We start from the raw sequence: 13,755 nt of genomic DNA, 5'->3' as shown, positions 1-13,755 counted from the left end.
GTGAGTCTTGATGATAACCAAGAATATGAATGGCGGCAAAGTCCGCACAGCTGTCAATCAAAACAACGAAAAACGCCGCACCAAACTGGAGCGGCGTCTATATTGCATCAGGTCTGCAAAACCAAACAGCGGTCTTAGAAACCAAGACCAGCGTATTTGTTCTTAAACTTGGACACACGGCCACCAGCGTCCATCAGACGGGTGGAGCCACCGTTCCATGCAGGGTGCACGGATGGGTCAATATCCAGCGCCATTGTGTCGCCTTCCTTGCCCCATGTGGATTTCATCTGCACCACGGTGCCATCGGTCATTTTGACGTCGATGATGTGGTAGTCGGGATGCGTATCTTTTTTCATGATGGCAATCCTTATGCTTCTGCGCCCTTGGGCGCTTTGTAGTTGGTGACCTCTGCAATACGTGCGGACTTACCGCGACGCGAACGCAGATAGTACAGCTTGGCGCGACGCACGCGACCACGGCGAACCACGGTGATGCTGTCGATGTTGGTGGAATGCAGCGGGAAAACACGCTCCACACCTTCGCCAAAAGAAATCTTGCGCACTGTGAAAGACCCGGCAATGCCTTTGCCGTTCTTGCGGGCGATGCACACGCCTTCATAGTTCTGCACACGGCTGCGTGTGCCTTCGGTCACTTTGTAACCGACGCGGATGGTGTCACCCGCTTTGAAGTCAGGAATATTCGCGCCAAGGGCTGCGACTTGTTCCGCTTCGAGTTCTGCGATCAGGTCCATCTGAAACGCTCCTTTAAAATGCTTGCGGTTATCCGCAATGTTTGTTCGCGTGGCCCAGAGCTCTGTGTCGTTATCGGGTCCAGTCACCTGCCCGCCAGAGATGCGTCATCATTTCTTTGTTGTGGTTGTCCGGCCTGTCTGGTGAGTACTGCACCAACGAAGGTGCTCTCATGATCCAGATGGTTCCATAGACCAACACCCGGAATCAGCATAGCCGACCGGGAATGCCGTCGTATAGGCGGGTAGACCCCGCGGATCAAGGGGTTTTGGGGCGCTTCACAGGGCGATTGTTGGGGGTGACCTGAGAAAGCACGCCATCGCCATAAGACTTCACAACTTCCGAGATCACGACGTGAAACCCGCCATACCATTTCTGATACTGCTTCTTGGCCTGAAGGTGCAGCGGATGGGTCGAAAACGCCCGCAACGCCGCCTGATCCTGCCAATAGTAGATCGAGTTCTTCTTTGCCCCATCAGGCGTTACCCAATTCTCCTTGCCTAAAAACCCTGGCGTCGCTTCCGCGGCTTCAGCGATCAACCCATCCAGACGAAAGAACTCCTCATCCAAATCGGTTTCCGTAAATATGAAACTGGCACTCAGCATCACGACACCTCAATCGTCTTTCTATGTCCAATCAAACTTCGGGGTGAGGCGAAGCCGAGGGGCAGCGCCCCTATTTCTTCTGGTGCCTGTCCCACAAATCAGGCCTGCGGTCCCGCGTGATCTTCTCTGCCATCTTGCGGCGCCATTCTGCAATCTTCGCATGATTGCCCGACAAAAGCACCTCAGGAATCGGCAGCCCCTGCCATTTGGCTGGCTTGGTGAACTGCGGATGTTCCAATAACCCAGAAGAGAAACTTTCTTCCACCGCGCTTTCGGCGTTCCCCAGAACGCCGGGTAGCAAACGCACAGTTGCATCAATCATCGCCTGCGTTGCAATCTCGCCTCCGGTCATGACAAAATCACCAAGGCTGACTTCCTGAATGCCAAAGTGGTGCAACACACGCTCATCCACGCCTTCAAAACGACCGCAGAGCATTGTGACGCCATCCATACGCGCCCAATCGCGGGCCATGGCCTGATCAAACGGGCGTCCGCGCGGGGAAAGATAGATCAGTGGCGCCGTCCCTTTGGCGCCGCGCCGCGCATCCATAATGGCTTTCTCCAGTACATCTGCGCGCAACACCATACCCGCGCCACCACCGGCAGGTGTGTCATCGACGTTGCGATGCTTGCCGATGCCATAGTCACGCAGATCATAGGTCTGTAGTTGCCAAAGGCCGTCTTGTAGGGCCTTGCCTGTCAGGCTCTCTCCTAGAACCCCAGGAAAGGCCCGCGGAAAGAGTGTAATGATCTGGGCGGTCCAAGACCCGGCGATATCGGGGCTGTCGGTCATCAATTCGCGCGGTTTCAACGTCGGGCGCACGGCAATGCGGCCTGCGGATTTTGGTGTTTTCTTAGTCATCGGAGGGAAACAACCCGTCAGGCGGGTCAGCCACGATGCGTTTCGCTGTCAGATCGACGGTTGGAACGGCGGCTTGGGTGAACGGCAGCAGGATAGTATCGCTGGCGCCCGGCACGATCACTTCCAGCAGATCGCCTGCGCCATGGTCCATGACATTCTTGACCGTGCCCAAAGTCACGCCGCCGGTATCGACGACAGTCAGGCCAATCAGATCAGCATAGTAATATTCATCATCGGGCAAGGACGGCATCACCGTCCGTTCCGCATAAAGGTTCACATTGCGTAGCGCATCGGCGTCTTCCTTGGTGACGACGCCATCCATTCGCGCGGTAAAACCGTTCTTGAGCTGGCCCGTCAGCACGACCTGCGCAAAACTGCGTCCGTCTTCTGTATGAAGCGGTGTATAATCCGCAATCGCCTGCGGATCAGCGCAATAGGACTTCAGGCGCACTTCGCCCTGAACACCAAATGCGCCACCAATAGCACCAACGATGACACGATCGCTCATCAATTCAACTCCGATCCGACGCAGATATTTTCGATCCATAATCCACCGCCGTCTTCGCAGATATCTTGGCTGCCCTGACGTTCAAACAGCATGCCTGCAACGAAAGCAAACATCACCAATATGATCGTGCGCAACAAGCGGAACATGTCTCGTGATCTCAAAAGGGGAAGGGGGTTGCCCCGGCGGGTGCCGGGGCAAAAGCCAGAGTTTTACTCTTCTGCAGCAGCTTCTTCGGCTGGCGCTTCCTCTGCGGGTGCTTCTTCCGCAGGGGCGTTTGCAGCCTCTTCAGCAGCCGCAACCTTGGCCGCCTTTTCTTCAGCGCGCGCCTGAGCGGCTTTGCCAGGTGTACCCTTCTTGGGGTTGCTGCGGTCTTTCTTGGGCAGCTCGCCAGCGGCTTCCAGCATACGGGAGATGCGGTCCGTTGGCTGTGCGCCTTCGCCCAACCAGTATTTCACGCGCTCCATGTTCATTTTCACGCGCTCTTCGCTGTCTTTGGGCAGCATGGGGTTATATGTGCCCAGCTTTTCGATGAAGCGGCCATCGCGCGGCATGCGGCTGTCAGCAGCCACAATTGCGTAAAATGGACGTTTCTTTGAGCCGCCACGGGCCAAACGGATTTTCATAGCCATCAGATAGTCTCCTTAAAGATGATGCTTGTAAGGTGGATCATGATCCACCTTACGATTGGTGTTGTTTGTGGTGTTGGATGACTTCCTCAATAATGAAGTTGAGGAATTTCTTGGCAAATTCCGGGTCCAGATCGGCCCGGTTTGCAAGGTCGGTGAGCCGCGCGATTTGTGTTTCTTCACGCGCGGGATCGGATGGGGGTAGGTCGTGTTCAGCTTTCAGCTGACCCACGGCCTGTGTGTGCTTGAACCGCTCGCCCAATGTGTAGACGAGGATGGCATCAAGCCGGTCGATACTTTCGCGATGTCCTTTGAGGATCTCAGCGGCACGGGTTGCGGTGTCGGTCATTGGACAGGTCCTTGTGCGAAATTTGGGGTCGTCATGCGATGGCTCCTGCGGCTTGGGTGACGGCGCGGCTGTCGTTATAGCTGAGGTGACGAAAGACGATGCATTTCTCGCCATCCACCACATCGCGCCGTTCCTCTGTCGCGCCAAGCCGTGTTGCCAGCGCGATTGAACGTGTATTTTCAGGCGCAATCAACGATATCAGCGGCTCTAGCCCCAATGTCCGTCCGGCCCAGTCACGCACGGCACAGGCAGCCTCAAACGCATAGGATCGTCCTTCAAACCCGTCAAACATGTGCCATGCCATTTCTGGCTGTGGCCATTCGATGTGGTTGACGATCCCGACGCGCCCTGTTGCAATCCCGCTGTCGCGTTCGGTCACGGTGAAAAAACCGTATCCATGCCACTGCCAGTGTCCGATGCCTGCGATAAACCCACGCCAGGCGTCGCGCTCTGTCCCTGCTCCGCCCACGGCATCCATGCGTGCAGATTGCGTCACCCAGGCGGTGAACGCCGCAAGGTCGCGCTTTTGCGGGCCGCGCAGAACAAGCCGTGCTGTTGTGAGGGTGGGTGCGGGGGTCATTTTGCCTCAGACGATTGTGTTTGGCGCTGAGGGCAGTATGCCTCCGGCGGAAGTTTGATTGGACGAAGAAAGAATGGGGCTTTGGGTCATTTCTTCTTTCCAAAACCGGATAGGCCGGGGGGCAGTTGCATGCCACCACCCAGACCGGGCAGACCGCCGGGAGGCATTTTGCCTTGCAGCGCTTTTGCGGCTTCGGCCATCGCCTTGGGGTCGTTCATATCGGGCATGCCGCCTTCCGGCATTCCGCCACCCTTGCCGAACATGCCTTTCATGGCCTGTTTCAGCATGCCGCCTTTGCCCATCTTCTTCATCATGTCTGACATCTGGCGGTGTTGTTTGACGAGTTTGTTGAGTTCGGACACTTCAAGACCGGCGCCTTTGGCGATCCGCTTTTTGCGGGACGCGGCCAAAAGATCGGGGTTGGCGCGTTCTTTCTTGGTCATGGAGTTGATCAGAGCGATTTGCCGCTTAAGGATGCTGTCATCCATCCCAGCCGCCGCCATCTGTTTTCCCATCTTCGCGGCACCGGGCATCATCCCCATCATACCTTCCATGCCGCCCATTTTCATCATCTGCTCAAGCTGCATCTTGAGGTCGTTCATATTGAAGCGGCCCTTTTGGAAGCGCTTCATCATCCGCTCAGCCTGTTCGGCCTCAATCGTTTCCTGGGCCTTCTCGACGAGGGCGACAATGTCACCCATGCCGAGGATACGGCCTGCGATGCGTTCTGGTTCGAACGTTTCAATCGCATCCATCTTTTCGCCCAAGCCGACGAAACGGATGGGCTTGCCGGTGACGGCCCGCATGGACAGGGCTGCACCACCGCGCCCGTCCCCGTCCATCCGGGTCAGGACAACGCCGGTCACACCGATCTTATCGTCGAATTCCTGGGCAACGTTCACCGCGTCCTGACCGGTCAGACCATCAACAACCAGCAGCGTTTCGCGGGGGTTCGCCACATCGCGCACGGCGGCGGCCTGCGCAATCAGTTCCTGATCGATGTGCAAACGGCCTGCGGTGTCGAGCATATAGACGTCATAGCCGCCGAGGCTGGCTTGCGTCTTGGCGCGTTTGGCGATGGAGACGGGGTCTTCGCCCTTCACGATGGGCAGTGTGTCGACGCCAATCTGCCCGCCCAAGATCGCCAGCTGTTCCATCGCGGCCGGGCGGTTGGTGTCGAGGGACGCCATAAGGACGCGCTTGCCCTCTTTTTCTTTCAAGCGTTTTGCGAGTTTCGCTGTCGTCGTTGTTTTACCGGAACCCTGCAAACCAACCATCAGGATTGGCGCGGGTGGGTTGTCGATTTTCAGCGCACCGGGGTCTTCATCACCCGTCAGTACATGTTGCAGTTCGTCATGTACGATTTTGACGACCTGCTGGCCCGGTGTGATCGACTTGGTCACGGCCTGACCGGTGGCTTTCTCCTGCACTGCCTTGATGAAATCGCGCGCAACTGGCAGCGAGACATCAGCCTCAAGCAGCGCCACACGTACTTCGCGTAGCGCCGTTTTGACGTCATCATCCGTCAGCGCACCTTGCTTGGTCAGCTTGTCAAAGACACCTGATAGGCGTTCGGATAGATTTTCAAACATTGGCCAAGGCCCTCGTCATTTTTTCGGTTGCCACGCGTATATAGGAACGCAAGGCATAAAGCAGTAGCGCCCCCGTGGGCGCGACGCGCTGACGGAGGGCGATCCCCTAACATCGGGGACCGGAAAGCTGATGCTATCCGGATGTTGGGGCGTGTTTACGCTTGTGACTGGTGTGAGTCAACATACTGGGCCAACCAATCATTGATTGCCTCCACCCCCCGCTTTGCCCCGTTCCCGCTTGCATACACAGGTGTCACCGGATGCGTCCCCGCATCCATCCCACCATCCAACACCAGTGCGATCCGATAGGTCGTACTGCCTTTGTTGCTGCGGCTGCTTTGCAGCTTGGCCCGGTGCAGGTGTTCCAGCTTGTGCTGCACGCGGGTCCGCCCCCGAAAGGTGGAATGCCTGAGCTCCAACAGGTTGAGGTTGCGGTCAAGGATCAGGTCGTCACGGCGTACGAAGATAACAAGGAAGATCGACACGAACAACGGGATCGCAAAAAGGCCCCAGAACGTATCTGCAAGATCACCTTCAAACAGCGCATTCAATCCAAAGGCAATAACACCAAGCAGCATTGCACTCAGCATGATGGCAATGATCCAGGGCACTGACCTGAGGACCAACTGTTCTGGCGTGTTGCGGACGATTTTCATGTCACCACGTTAGGGACCGGTCCTTAGCTGATCAACCCGACGATCTGATCGCGATACCCGTAAGCCACGGTGCCCGTGCCGACTATCAACATCAGCATATGCCAATAAGGTGGTCCAACCCATATGAGCAGCGCACTCAGACCCACAATCATTGTGCCCAGCAGCAAAAGCCCTGCAAGGCCCTCCCATCCGCGCATCCAAAGCAAGCCTGCGCCGATGACTTCGATGGACCCGGTGATGTAGCGGGGGAATTGGCCAAAGCCGATGGCGTCATAGATCGCTACGTCCGTGCTGAAGCTACCCAGCTTGCGCAGGCCAAAGTAGAGAAAGGCCAGTGTGAGGGCTGCGCGCAGGGTGGTCATGAGGTGCGATGATTTGATCATGCCTCGGGACATAGCGCGCGAGGCATGATGTCCAGTCAGGCGGCGGCTTGGGCGACCACCTCTTTGGCTGTATGGACGGTGATATCGTCGATGCCGATAAATCTGAGCACCTGCTCCATATGGGGTGTTGCAAAATCCATGGGTGCGCCTACCGGCACACCGCCAGAGGCCACGGCCACAATAGCTTTCTTTCCGTTTATCAGGCCGACGGGGCCATTTTCTGTGTATGCGAAGGTCACCTTGGGCCGTGCGATCAGGTCGATCCATGCTTTGAGCGCTGCTGGCATGCCAAAATTATAAATTGGCATTCCGATGAGAATGATATCGGCGGCTTCGATCTCGGCGATCAAAGTGTCAGAAAGGGCCAGCACCGCGTGGTCAACCTCTGTTTGTTCTGTTTCAGGGAGCAGGCGCGTGGTGATCCATGTCTTGTCGATCTGTGGCAGCGGTGTTTCCGCCAGATCGCGGGTGATGACCCGTGTTGGGGCCAATCCGCGCAGCAGGTGTTCGGTTGCTGCACGGCTGACCGATCCATTAAGGGTGCCGGAGGCGTTGATGTGAAGAACAGTTGTCATGCGAAAGCTCCTGTTGTCGCGTTGGTCATCACTTAGCCTCTTGCATTGGCGAACGATATATCTGAATTTCAACACGATATGTTTATCAGTGCACAGGATTGCAAATGGATAACTGGGATGAAATCAGAACCGCCTTTCAGGTCGCGCGCAAAGGTACGGTCAGCGGTGCCGCCGATGAGTTGGGCGTCCATCATGCAACGGTGATCCGCCACATAGACGCCTTGGAACAGCGCCTTGGTGTGAAGCTGTTTCAGCGCCATGCGCGGGGGTACACGGCGACGGAAGCCGGACAGGATTTGTTGCAGGTCGCCCAAGCCACCGATGATCAGTTCACCCAACTGGCGGGCCGGATCAAAGGGCAGGGCGAAGGAGTGTCGGGCGATTTGGTGGTAACATCATTGGGTATGGCATCGCGGATGCTGACGCCCATTCTGGTTGATTTTCAGGCGCAGCATCCAGAGGTGCGGGTGCGCTACCGGACAGGTGACCGTCTATTTCGGTTAGAATATGGTGAAGCCCATGTGGCGATCAGGGCTGGCACGATGCCGGAAGAACCGGATAATGTGGTGCAGCCTTTCATGCAGCAGCAGATGGCTTTGGTGGCATCCGAGGCCTATATCGCGCGCCATGGGATGCCGACAAAGGAAAGTGATCTGCAGGACCATTTCTTTGTCACCCATGACGATGAAAAAAGCCGCGCACCCTTTACCCGCTGGCTGCGCGAGATGGTGAGCGAAGATAAGTTTATCTATCGGGCAACCGAGAACCGGAATATGCAGGATGCCATTCTGGCGGGTGCTGGCATTGGATTTGTCTTGGCGCATGAACTCAAAAGCCATCCCGAGTTGAAAGAAGTGATCCCGCGCCGCGAAGAATGGGCCGCCCCCTTGTGGATCGTGACCCATGTTGATCTGCACCGAACCACAAAAGTGCAATCCTTCCTGCGGTTCCTGAAGGATCGTATCAAGACGCTGGAGTGTTGATGGCCGGGCCACGGGCAGGGCATCTGGCGATGCTCTTGTTTTCGCTACTGGTGGCGGGGTCGTTTGCGCTGGGATCACTGGCCGCGAATGAGATGGCGCCCAGTGCGCTGAATGCGGTACGGTTCTGGATCGCAACGGTGATTATCGGTGCAGCGGTTTTGGCGACGCGGGGCATGTCGCATGCCGCACTTGAGGCCCCTTGGCGCTACGCGGTACTGGCGGTGTTCTTTACAACTTATTTTGTTTTGATGTTCGAAGGGCTCAAGACGGCACCACCGGTCAGTGCGGCAGCGGTCTTTACACTGACGCCGATCCTGACAGCGGGCTTTGGTTGGCTTTTGCTGCGCCAGGTGCTGACCCCACGGATGGCGGCAGCTTTGGTGATCGGTGCGCTGGGAGCGATCTGGGTCATTTTCCGCGCGGATTTTGCCGCGATCCTGAGGTTTGAGGTCGGACAGGGTGAAGCAATCTATTTCTGGGGATGTATGGCCCATGCGGTTTATACCCCGCTGGTGCGCAAACTGAACCGAGGCGAGACGGCAGTGGTGTTTTCATTTGGGGTTCTGCTAGCGGGATCGGTGATCCTGACCGCTTGGGGGTGGCGCGATCTTTGGATAACGGATTGGGTGGCTTTGCCGGGTATTGTTTGGATCACGATCCTTTATACTGCGGTTTTTGCAAGTGCGGCAACATTTGTGTTGTTGCAATTTGCAACGCTCAGATTGCCCAGTTCAAAGGTGATGGCTTACACCTATCTTGTGCCGTCATGGGTGATTGTGTGGGACTTGGTCTTGGGTGGTGCGCCGCCGCCCGCGTTGGTCTGCGTGGGTGTGTTGCTGACAATCACGGCGTTGGTCCTTTTGCTGCGCGAGGCGTGATGTAAGGTGGATGATGATCCACCTTACCCTCTGAGCTCCTGTGCGAGAAAACTCTCGAAAGCGTCCAGATCAATCGCATCCATCTGCCCAAACGCCTGCATCCATACCGAGGCTTCGTGCAACGCGTCCGGTTCCAGTTTGCACCACTTCACCCGCCCACGCTTTTCCTGAGAAATCAGACCAGCCGCCGTCAGCACGCCCAAATGCTTGGAAATCGCCGCCAGTGACATCTCGAAAGGCTCTGCCACGTCCGTCACCGCCATATCATCCTCTAGCAGCATCGCGAGGATAGTGCGTCGGGTCGGGTCGGCCAGAGCTGCAAAAATGGTATCAAGCGGTTGGGTCATGCGCCCACGTCCTAGCAATCAATGCACTGCTACACCAGTGTTTCATAAGAGCGGTCGGTCTTTGGAGTCGGATGGCCAAATAAAGCGATGCCGTTCCAATTCAGCCTTTGTCATGCCAATATCGCGTGCAATATGATCACTTATTGAATGAGGCAGTTTAGTGCGGTCGTGGCTAATCCATTTGGCAAAGCGTGACCATATGCCTGCCAGCGCAGTCATGATTTTCATGGCATTTTCTAACCCGATGTGATGTGTTTGTTAGAATGATGCGACACTGCTGGCGCGATATCAAAGTCAATTCCTTGACATGATATGTGCAAAAAAGGCACGCTTTATGCATGCCGCGCGCCTTACCCCCGCTTAATGCCTTGCGTGCTTTTGAAGCCGCAGGACGCCACCAAAGCTTTTCCGGTGCCGCCGAAGAGTTGGGCGTGAGCCATTCCGCCATCAGCCGTCACGTACGTGGGTTGGAAGACAGGTTGGGCGCGCAGCTTTTCCGCGATCTTCCCCGTGGTGTGGCGCTGACCCAAGCAGGTGCGCGTTATCTCGCCGCACTTAGCCCGTCGTTTGATCGGATTGCTGAGGCTTCGGAGGTCTTTGATCAACGCCCTACTGGACAGGTGACTGTAGATGCAGAGCCGCTGTTCGCGATGAAATGGCTGATCCCGCGGTTAGGGGATTTTTATCGGCGCTTCCCGGATATCGAATTGCGGCTGCAGGCAAGCAGCGCAATCGCCGATCTGGACCGTTACGAAGCTGACCTTGCATTGCGGTTTTTCCATGCAGGCCCCGAAGGCCAATCTGCGCCACTTTTAAGTAACGCGCCGTTGTACCCCTTTGCCGCACCAAATGTCGTGGCGGGGATGCTGCCGGCAGAACAGATACTCAAGCTGCCATTGCTGCGTGATCGTCACGAAGACACATGGCGCAAATGGGCCGGGTTGGCCGGCTGCCCGCCACCTGCCGGTGCCCCGTCGGATTGGCGGATGCGGGCGCGATTGGCCTATGAGACGGCATTGGCCGGTCACGGCGTGCTATTGGTGTCAAGCGAGATAGCCGAGGTGGATGCGGCGTCTGGGCGTTTGGTGCGATGCTCTGATATCGGATTTCGGATGGGGAGCTATCATCTTGTCTCAGCTGAGGGTGTGATGCGGCGTAGTGCAGTGCGCCTGTTCCGCGACTGGTTGCTGGATCAAAGTGCAGGGCTGCGGTCAGTCAATCGTTAATCAACCATTTGGTTGAACATTGGTTTAGCCGGTTTAGGCGCGGAATGTCCTGATTTTGGTGAGCGGCATTAATTATAAGGCATTGAAAATAATGCAATAATATGACTCGTACGCCTGCTTGACTCTAAAGAGGGCAGATCATAGACCATGCGCAACCTTGTGAGGGGTGTAAACCGATGTCCGACCCGCATGATGCTGACCGCCTGAAGGCGCTTGAAGCAAAGATTGCGGCGCTCAAAGAGCCGGAAATCGAAAAGCATCATTCGGAAGAACATTATTCTCAGGCCCAACTGGCCTGGCGGATGGTGATAGAGCTTGTAGCCGGTCTTGGGATTGGCTTTGGCATCGGATACGGGCTGGATACCCTGCTGGGAACCACGCCGATTTTTCTGGTGCTGTTTATATTTTTTGGCCTCGCAGCCGGTGTTTTGACCATGATGCGATCCGCCAAAGAGGTGCAAAGAAAGCAGCTTGAGGCTGCGAAAGAAGAGGGCGACGCACGTGGCTGAAGAAAAAGCAGAAGGTGGTTTGGTATTTCACCCACTGGATCAGTTTATCGTCAAGCCACTGTTTGGCGATGGCCCGGTGCACTGGTACACGGTGACAAACCTGACGCTATGGATGGCGCTCGCGTTGCTCGCGATTGTTGGTGTCTTCGTTCTTGGCAGCCGCGGTCGCGCCGTGATCCCAACGCGTTTGCAGTCCATTGGTGAGCTGATTTACGGCTTTATTTATAAAATGGTCGAAGATGTCTGTGGTAAGGATGGCGTGAGGTACTTCCCGTACATTATGACGCTCTTCCTGTTCATTCTATTCTCGAACTACCTTGCCCTTATCCCGATGTCGTATTCGCCGACCTCCATGATTGCTGTCACTGCGATACTAGGTTTTGGCGTGTTTTTTGCCGTCACGATCCTTGGCTTTGTCAAAAACGGTCCAGCCTTTCTTGGTCTGTTCTGGATGTCTGACGCCCCGGCGATCCTGCGCCCGATCATCGCTGTGATCGAGGTCATCTCTTATTTCGTGCGTCCGGTCAGCCACTCTATTCGTTTGGCAGGCAACATCATGGCTGGCCACGCGGTTCTGAAGGTGTTTGCTGGCTTTGCCGCGCTGACACTGGTGAGCCCGGTCGCCATTTTCGGCATCGTTGCAATCTACGGTCTTGAGGTGCTGGTTTGCGGCATTCAGGCCTACGTATTCACCATTCTGACGTGCGTTTATCTCAAAGACGCGCTTCACCCGGCACACTAACAACGGCGGGGTTCCCCGCCAATCTACTCAACTTCCAATCGTAAGGAGAATTCACATGGAAGGCGAACTCGCACACATCGGCGCTGGTCTGGCTGCAATCGGTTCCGGCGCTGCCGCAATCGGTGTTGGTACAGTTGCAGGTAACTACCTGGCAGGCGCACTGCGCAACCCATCTGCCGCTGCTGGTCAAACAGCAACATTGTTCATCGGTCTGGCATTCGCCGAAGCTCTGGGGATCTTCGCATTCCTCGTGTCGCTTCTGCTGATGTTCGCAGTCTAAGAACGACCCATATCCTTACGGCTGACTGACGCGGACCGCCCGCGTCAGTCAGTAAACATTCAAGGTATTCGGGGGCCATCATGGCAACAGAAACAACAGACGCCGCAGGAGTATGCGTTGATGCAGGGGGTTCCGCCCTTGGCATGCCGCAGCTTTGCGCCGATTGGATGCCCAACCAGATTTTCTGGCTGCTGGTTACGCTGATCGCACTTTACTTTGTGATGTCACGCATCGCACTGCCCCGTATTGGTGCAGTTCTGGCAGAACGCTCTGGCACAATAACCAATGATATTGCAGCAGCCGAAGAGTTGAAGAACAAAGCGGCCGAAGCAGAAGCTGCCTATGACCAAGCACTGCTTGATGCCCGCGCGGAAGCCCATAAGATTGTGGCTGAAGCTAAAGCAGAGATTCAGGCGGAACTGGACGTTGAGCTGCAAAGAGCTGACGCACAGATTGCCGCCAAGACAGCCGAAAGCGAGGTCGCCATTGGCGAAATCCGCGCCGGTGCTGTCAAAAGCGTCACAGCTGTCGCCAAAGACACGGCCAAGGAATTGGTTGCGGCCATGGGTGGTACAGCTGATGCGAAAACAATTACCGCTGCGGTGACCGCACGGATGAAAGGGTAGATTATGAGACTGACACTCACCGCCCTTTTCGCCCTTGCTGCTAGCCCTGCGCTGGCTGCGGGTGACAAGCCGTTTTTCTCGCTCGCAAACACAGACTTTGTCGTTCTGATCGCTTTTGTGATCTTTCTCGGCATCCTCGTCTACTTCAACGTCCCCGGCCTTGTCGGTGGTATGCTAGACAAGCGTGCCAACAGTATCAAAGCTGAGTTGGATGAAGCGAAAGCGCTGCGCGAAGAAGCCCAGTCATTGCTCGCCAGCTATGAGCGCAAGCAAAAAGAAGTGCAGGAGCAATCTGCGCGCATCGTTGCTGCCGCCAAGGAAGAGGCGACCAATGCGGCAACTGCTGCCAAGGATGATATCGCCAAGTCGATTACACGCCGTCTGGCCGCTGCCGAAGAGCAGATTGCGAGTGCAGAGGCCTCTGCCGTGAAAGAAGTTCGCGATCAGGCGATTGCCGTGGCTGTTGGTGCAGCCAAAGACGTGATGGCCAAGCAAATGGATGCGAAATCTGCTGGCGCAATGATTGATACTTCAATCGCGACGGTCGCTGAAAAGCTGCATTAAGCTGCGTCCGATGCCAAGATTGAAAGCCCGGTTGCGTAAAGCGCGACCGGGCTTTTTCGTTGACAGAGGCAGGGTGGTCTTTGACACTGCAACACAGGGGGCGAGCAGCGGGAG

The 13,755-nt window shown here is 56.2% G+C and carries 22 protein-coding genes; 8 read left to right on the top strand and 14 right to left on the bottom strand.

Going from position 1 to position 13,755, the window contains the following annotated elements; translation table 11 throughout:
• Positions 1-134: 134 nt before the first annotated feature.
• From rpmE to BC777_RS15895, 13 genes are all read right to left on the bottom strand, one after another.
• Positions 135-356: a 50S ribosomal protein L31 gene (rpmE, locus tag BC777_RS15950; RefSeq protein ID WP_100369192.1), complete on the bottom strand. Its 222-nt coding sequence runs from the start codon at positions 354-356 to the stop codon at positions 135-137.
• Positions 357-367: 11 nt separating this feature from the next.
• Complete coding sequence (rplS, locus tag BC777_RS15945; protein ID WP_100369191.1) at positions 368-751, bottom strand: 50S ribosomal protein L19; 384 nt, start codon at positions 749-751, stop codon at positions 368-370.
• A 256-nt stretch (positions 752-1,007) separates the two neighbouring features.
• Positions 1,008-1,355, bottom strand: a complete 348-nt coding sequence (locus BC777_RS15940; protein ID WP_100369190.1) for an antibiotic biosynthesis monooxygenase family protein — start codon at positions 1,353-1,355, stop codon at positions 1,008-1,010.
• Positions 1,356-1,425: 70 nt separating this feature from the next.
• Positions 1,426-2,217, bottom strand: coding sequence for a tRNA (guanosine(37)-N1)-methyltransferase TrmD (trmD, locus tag BC777_RS15935; RefSeq protein ID WP_100369189.1), 792 nt, complete (start codon positions 2,215-2,217; stop codon positions 1,426-1,428).
• Positions 2,210-2,725 (bottom strand): ribosome maturation factor RimM, encoded by a 516-nt coding sequence (rimM, locus tag BC777_RS15930; RefSeq protein WP_100369188.1) that lies wholly within the window; start codon positions 2,723-2,725, stop codon positions 2,210-2,212. The genes trmD and rimM overlap by 8 nt, the downstream gene beginning before the upstream one ends.
• A complete protein-coding gene (locus tag BC777_RS19395; RefSeq protein ID WP_168769190.1) occupies positions 2,725-2,871 on the bottom strand; it encodes a hypothetical protein in 147 nt (48 codons plus the stop codon). Before BC777_RS19395 ends, rimM begins: the two co-directional genes overlap by 1 nt.
• Before the next feature lie 63 nt (positions 2,872-2,934).
• Entirely contained in the window at positions 2,935-3,354 is a 420-nt protein-coding gene (rpsP, locus tag BC777_RS15925) for a 30S ribosomal protein S16 (protein ID WP_100369187.1), read from the bottom strand.
• Between the two features lie 49 nt (positions 3,355-3,403).
• Positions 3,404-3,700, bottom strand: coding sequence for a chorismate mutase (locus BC777_RS15920; protein ID WP_100369186.1), 297 nt, complete (start codon positions 3,698-3,700; stop codon positions 3,404-3,406).
• A gap of 31 nt (positions 3,701-3,731) precedes the next feature.
• Positions 3,732-4,280, bottom strand: coding sequence for a GNAT family N-acetyltransferase (locus BC777_RS15915; RefSeq protein ID WP_100369185.1), 549 nt, complete (start codon positions 4,278-4,280; stop codon positions 3,732-3,734).
• A gap of 86 nt (positions 4,281-4,366) precedes the next feature.
• Positions 4,367-5,872 (bottom strand): signal recognition particle protein, encoded by a 1,506-nt coding sequence (gene ffh / locus BC777_RS15910; protein WP_100369184.1) that lies wholly within the window; start codon positions 5,870-5,872, stop codon positions 4,367-4,369.
• Between the two features lie 155 nt (positions 5,873-6,027).
• Entirely contained in the window at positions 6,028-6,528 is a 501-nt protein-coding gene (locus tag BC777_RS15905; protein WP_100369183.1) for a hypothetical protein, read from the bottom strand.
• 23 nt (positions 6,529-6,551) lie between these two features.
• Positions 6,552-6,890 carry a hypothetical protein gene (locus BC777_RS15900; protein WP_245834409.1) on the bottom strand — a complete coding sequence of 113 codons (339 nt, stop codon included), beginning with the start codon at positions 6,888-6,890 and terminating at the stop codon, positions 6,552-6,554.
• 56 nt (positions 6,891-6,946) lie between these two features.
• On the bottom strand, positions 6,947-7,486 hold the full coding sequence (locus BC777_RS15895; protein ID WP_100369181.1) for an FMN-dependent NADH-azoreductase: 540 nt from the start codon (positions 7,484-7,486) through the stop codon (positions 6,947-6,949).
• Positions 7,487-7,590: 104 nt separating this feature from the next.
• On the opposite strand from BC777_RS15895, the gene BC777_RS15890 reads away from it, so the two are divergent.
• Complete coding sequence (locus BC777_RS15890) at positions 7,591-8,469, top strand: LysR family transcriptional regulator (RefSeq protein WP_100369180.1); 879 nt, start codon at positions 7,591-7,593, stop codon at positions 8,467-8,469.
• Complete coding sequence (locus BC777_RS15885; protein WP_100369179.1) at positions 8,469-9,347, top strand: DMT family transporter; 879 nt, start codon at positions 8,469-8,471, stop codon at positions 9,345-9,347. Before BC777_RS15890 ends, BC777_RS15885 begins: the two co-directional genes overlap by 1 nt.
• Positions 9,348-9,370: 23 nt before the next feature.
• Here the strand turns inward: BC777_RS15885 and BC777_RS15880 are convergent, their stop codons facing one another.
• Complete coding sequence (locus tag BC777_RS15880) at positions 9,371-9,694, bottom strand: ArsR/SmtB family transcription factor (RefSeq protein ID WP_100369178.1); 324 nt, start codon at positions 9,692-9,694, stop codon at positions 9,371-9,373.
• 338 nt (positions 9,695-10,032) lie between these two features.
• Here BC777_RS15880 and BC777_RS15870 point away from each other — a divergent pair, with 338 nt between their 5' ends.
• From BC777_RS15870 to BC777_RS15845, 6 genes are all read left to right on the top strand, one after another.
• Positions 10,033-10,920: a LysR substrate-binding domain-containing protein gene (locus tag BC777_RS15870; RefSeq protein WP_100369176.1), complete on the top strand. Its 888-nt coding sequence runs from the start codon at positions 10,033-10,035 to the stop codon at positions 10,918-10,920.
• Between the two features lie 176 nt (positions 10,921-11,096).
• Positions 11,097-11,429 carry an AtpZ/AtpI family protein gene (locus tag BC777_RS15865; protein WP_100369175.1) on the top strand — a complete coding sequence of 111 codons (333 nt, stop codon included), beginning with the start codon at positions 11,097-11,099 and terminating at the stop codon, positions 11,427-11,429.
• Positions 11,422-12,171: a F0F1 ATP synthase subunit A gene (locus BC777_RS15860; RefSeq protein WP_100369174.1), complete on the top strand. Its 750-nt coding sequence runs from the start codon at positions 11,422-11,424 to the stop codon at positions 12,169-12,171. Before BC777_RS15865 ends, BC777_RS15860 begins: the two co-directional genes overlap by 8 nt.
• Before the next feature lie 55 nt (positions 12,172-12,226).
• Positions 12,227-12,451 (top strand): F0F1 ATP synthase subunit C, encoded by a 225-nt coding sequence (locus BC777_RS15855; RefSeq protein ID WP_008233394.1) that lies wholly within the window; start codon positions 12,227-12,229, stop codon positions 12,449-12,451.
• Positions 12,452-12,531: 80 nt separating this feature from the next.
• Positions 12,532-13,077 (top strand): F0F1 ATP synthase subunit B', encoded by a 546-nt coding sequence (locus BC777_RS15850; RefSeq protein ID WP_100369173.1) that lies wholly within the window; start codon positions 12,532-12,534, stop codon positions 13,075-13,077.
• Between the two features lie 3 nt (positions 13,078-13,080).
• A complete protein-coding gene (locus BC777_RS15845; protein WP_100369172.1) occupies positions 13,081-13,641 on the top strand; it encodes a F0F1 ATP synthase subunit B in 561 nt (186 codons plus the stop codon).
• Positions 13,642-13,755: the final 114 nt, after the last annotated feature.

Origin of the sequence: Yoonia maricola (assembly GCF_002797915.1) — a bacterium.
In the GTDB taxonomy this organism is placed as follows: Bacteria; Pseudomonadota; Alphaproteobacteria; order Rhodobacterales; family Rhodobacteraceae; genus Yoonia; species Yoonia maricola.
Note: the sequence above shows the minus strand (reverse complement) of the source record. Positions and strands in the feature narration are given on the sequence as shown.

What these genes read in the sequence shown, in the direction of transcription:
- rpmE (WP_100369192.1), bottom strand. Translation starts at nt 356, where the DNA reads ATGAAAAAAGATACGCATCCCGACTACCACATCATCGACGTCAAAATG.
- rplS (WP_100369191.1), bottom strand. Translation starts at nt 751, where the DNA reads ATGGACCTGATCGCAGAACTCGAAGCGGAACAAGTCGCAGCCCTTGGC.
- BC777_RS15940 (WP_100369190.1), bottom strand. Translation starts at nt 1,355, where the DNA reads ATGCTGAGTGCCAGTTTCATATTTACGGAAACCGATTTGGATGAGGAG.
- trmD (WP_100369189.1), bottom strand. Translation starts at nt 2,217, where the DNA reads ATGACTAAGAAAACACCAAAATCCGCAGGCCGCATTGCCGTGCGCCCG.
- rimM (WP_100369188.1), bottom strand. Translation starts at nt 2,725, where the DNA reads ATGAGCGATCGTGTCATCGTTGGTGCTATTGGTGGCGCATTTGGTGTT.
- BC777_RS19395 (WP_168769190.1), bottom strand. Translation starts at nt 2,871, where the DNA reads ATGTTCCGCTTGTTGCGCACGATCATATTGGTGATGTTTGCTTTCGTT.
- rpsP (WP_100369187.1), bottom strand. Translation starts at nt 3,354, where the DNA reads ATGGCTATGAAAATCCGTTTGGCCCGTGGCGGCTCAAAGAAACGTCCA.
- BC777_RS15920 (WP_100369186.1), bottom strand. Translation starts at nt 3,700, where the DNA reads ATGACCGACACCGCAACCCGTGCCGCTGAGATCCTCAAAGGACATCGC.
- BC777_RS15915 (WP_100369185.1), bottom strand. Translation starts at nt 4,280, where the DNA reads ATGACCCCCGCACCCACCCTCACAACAGCACGGCTTGTTCTGCGCGGC.
- ffh (WP_100369184.1), bottom strand. Translation starts at nt 5,872, where the DNA reads ATGTTTGAAAATCTATCCGAACGCCTATCAGGTGTCTTTGACAAGCTG.
- BC777_RS15905 (WP_100369183.1), bottom strand. Translation starts at nt 6,528, where the DNA reads ATGAAAATCGTCCGCAACACGCCAGAACAGTTGGTCCTCAGGTCAGTG.
- BC777_RS15900 (WP_245834409.1), bottom strand. Translation starts at nt 6,890, where the DNA reads ATGACCACCCTGCGCGCAGCCCTCACACTGGCCTTTCTCTACTTTGGC.
- BC777_RS15895 (WP_100369181.1), bottom strand. Translation starts at nt 7,486, where the DNA reads ATGACAACTGTTCTTCACATCAACGCCTCCGGCACCCTTAATGGATCG.
- BC777_RS15890 (WP_100369180.1), top strand. Translation starts at nt 7,591, where the DNA reads ATGGATAACTGGGATGAAATCAGAACCGCCTTTCAGGTCGCGCGCAAA.
- BC777_RS15885 (WP_100369179.1), top strand. Translation starts at nt 8,469, where the DNA reads ATGGCCGGGCCACGGGCAGGGCATCTGGCGATGCTCTTGTTTTCGCTA.
- BC777_RS15880 (WP_100369178.1), bottom strand. Translation starts at nt 9,694, where the DNA reads ATGACCCAACCGCTTGATACCATTTTTGCAGCTCTGGCCGACCCGACC.
- BC777_RS15870 (WP_100369176.1), top strand. Translation starts at nt 10,033, where the DNA reads ATGCCGCGCGCCTTACCCCCGCTTAATGCCTTGCGTGCTTTTGAAGCC.
- BC777_RS15865 (WP_100369175.1), top strand. Translation starts at nt 11,097, where the DNA reads ATGTCCGACCCGCATGATGCTGACCGCCTGAAGGCGCTTGAAGCAAAG.
- BC777_RS15855 (WP_008233394.1), top strand. Translation starts at nt 12,227, where the DNA reads ATGGAAGGCGAACTCGCACACATCGGCGCTGGTCTGGCTGCAATCGGT.
- BC777_RS15850 (WP_100369173.1), top strand. Translation starts at nt 12,532, where the DNA reads ATGGCAACAGAAACAACAGACGCCGCAGGAGTATGCGTTGATGCAGGG.
- BC777_RS15845 (WP_100369172.1), top strand. Translation starts at nt 13,081, where the DNA reads ATGAGACTGACACTCACCGCCCTTTTCGCCCTTGCTGCTAGCCCTGCG.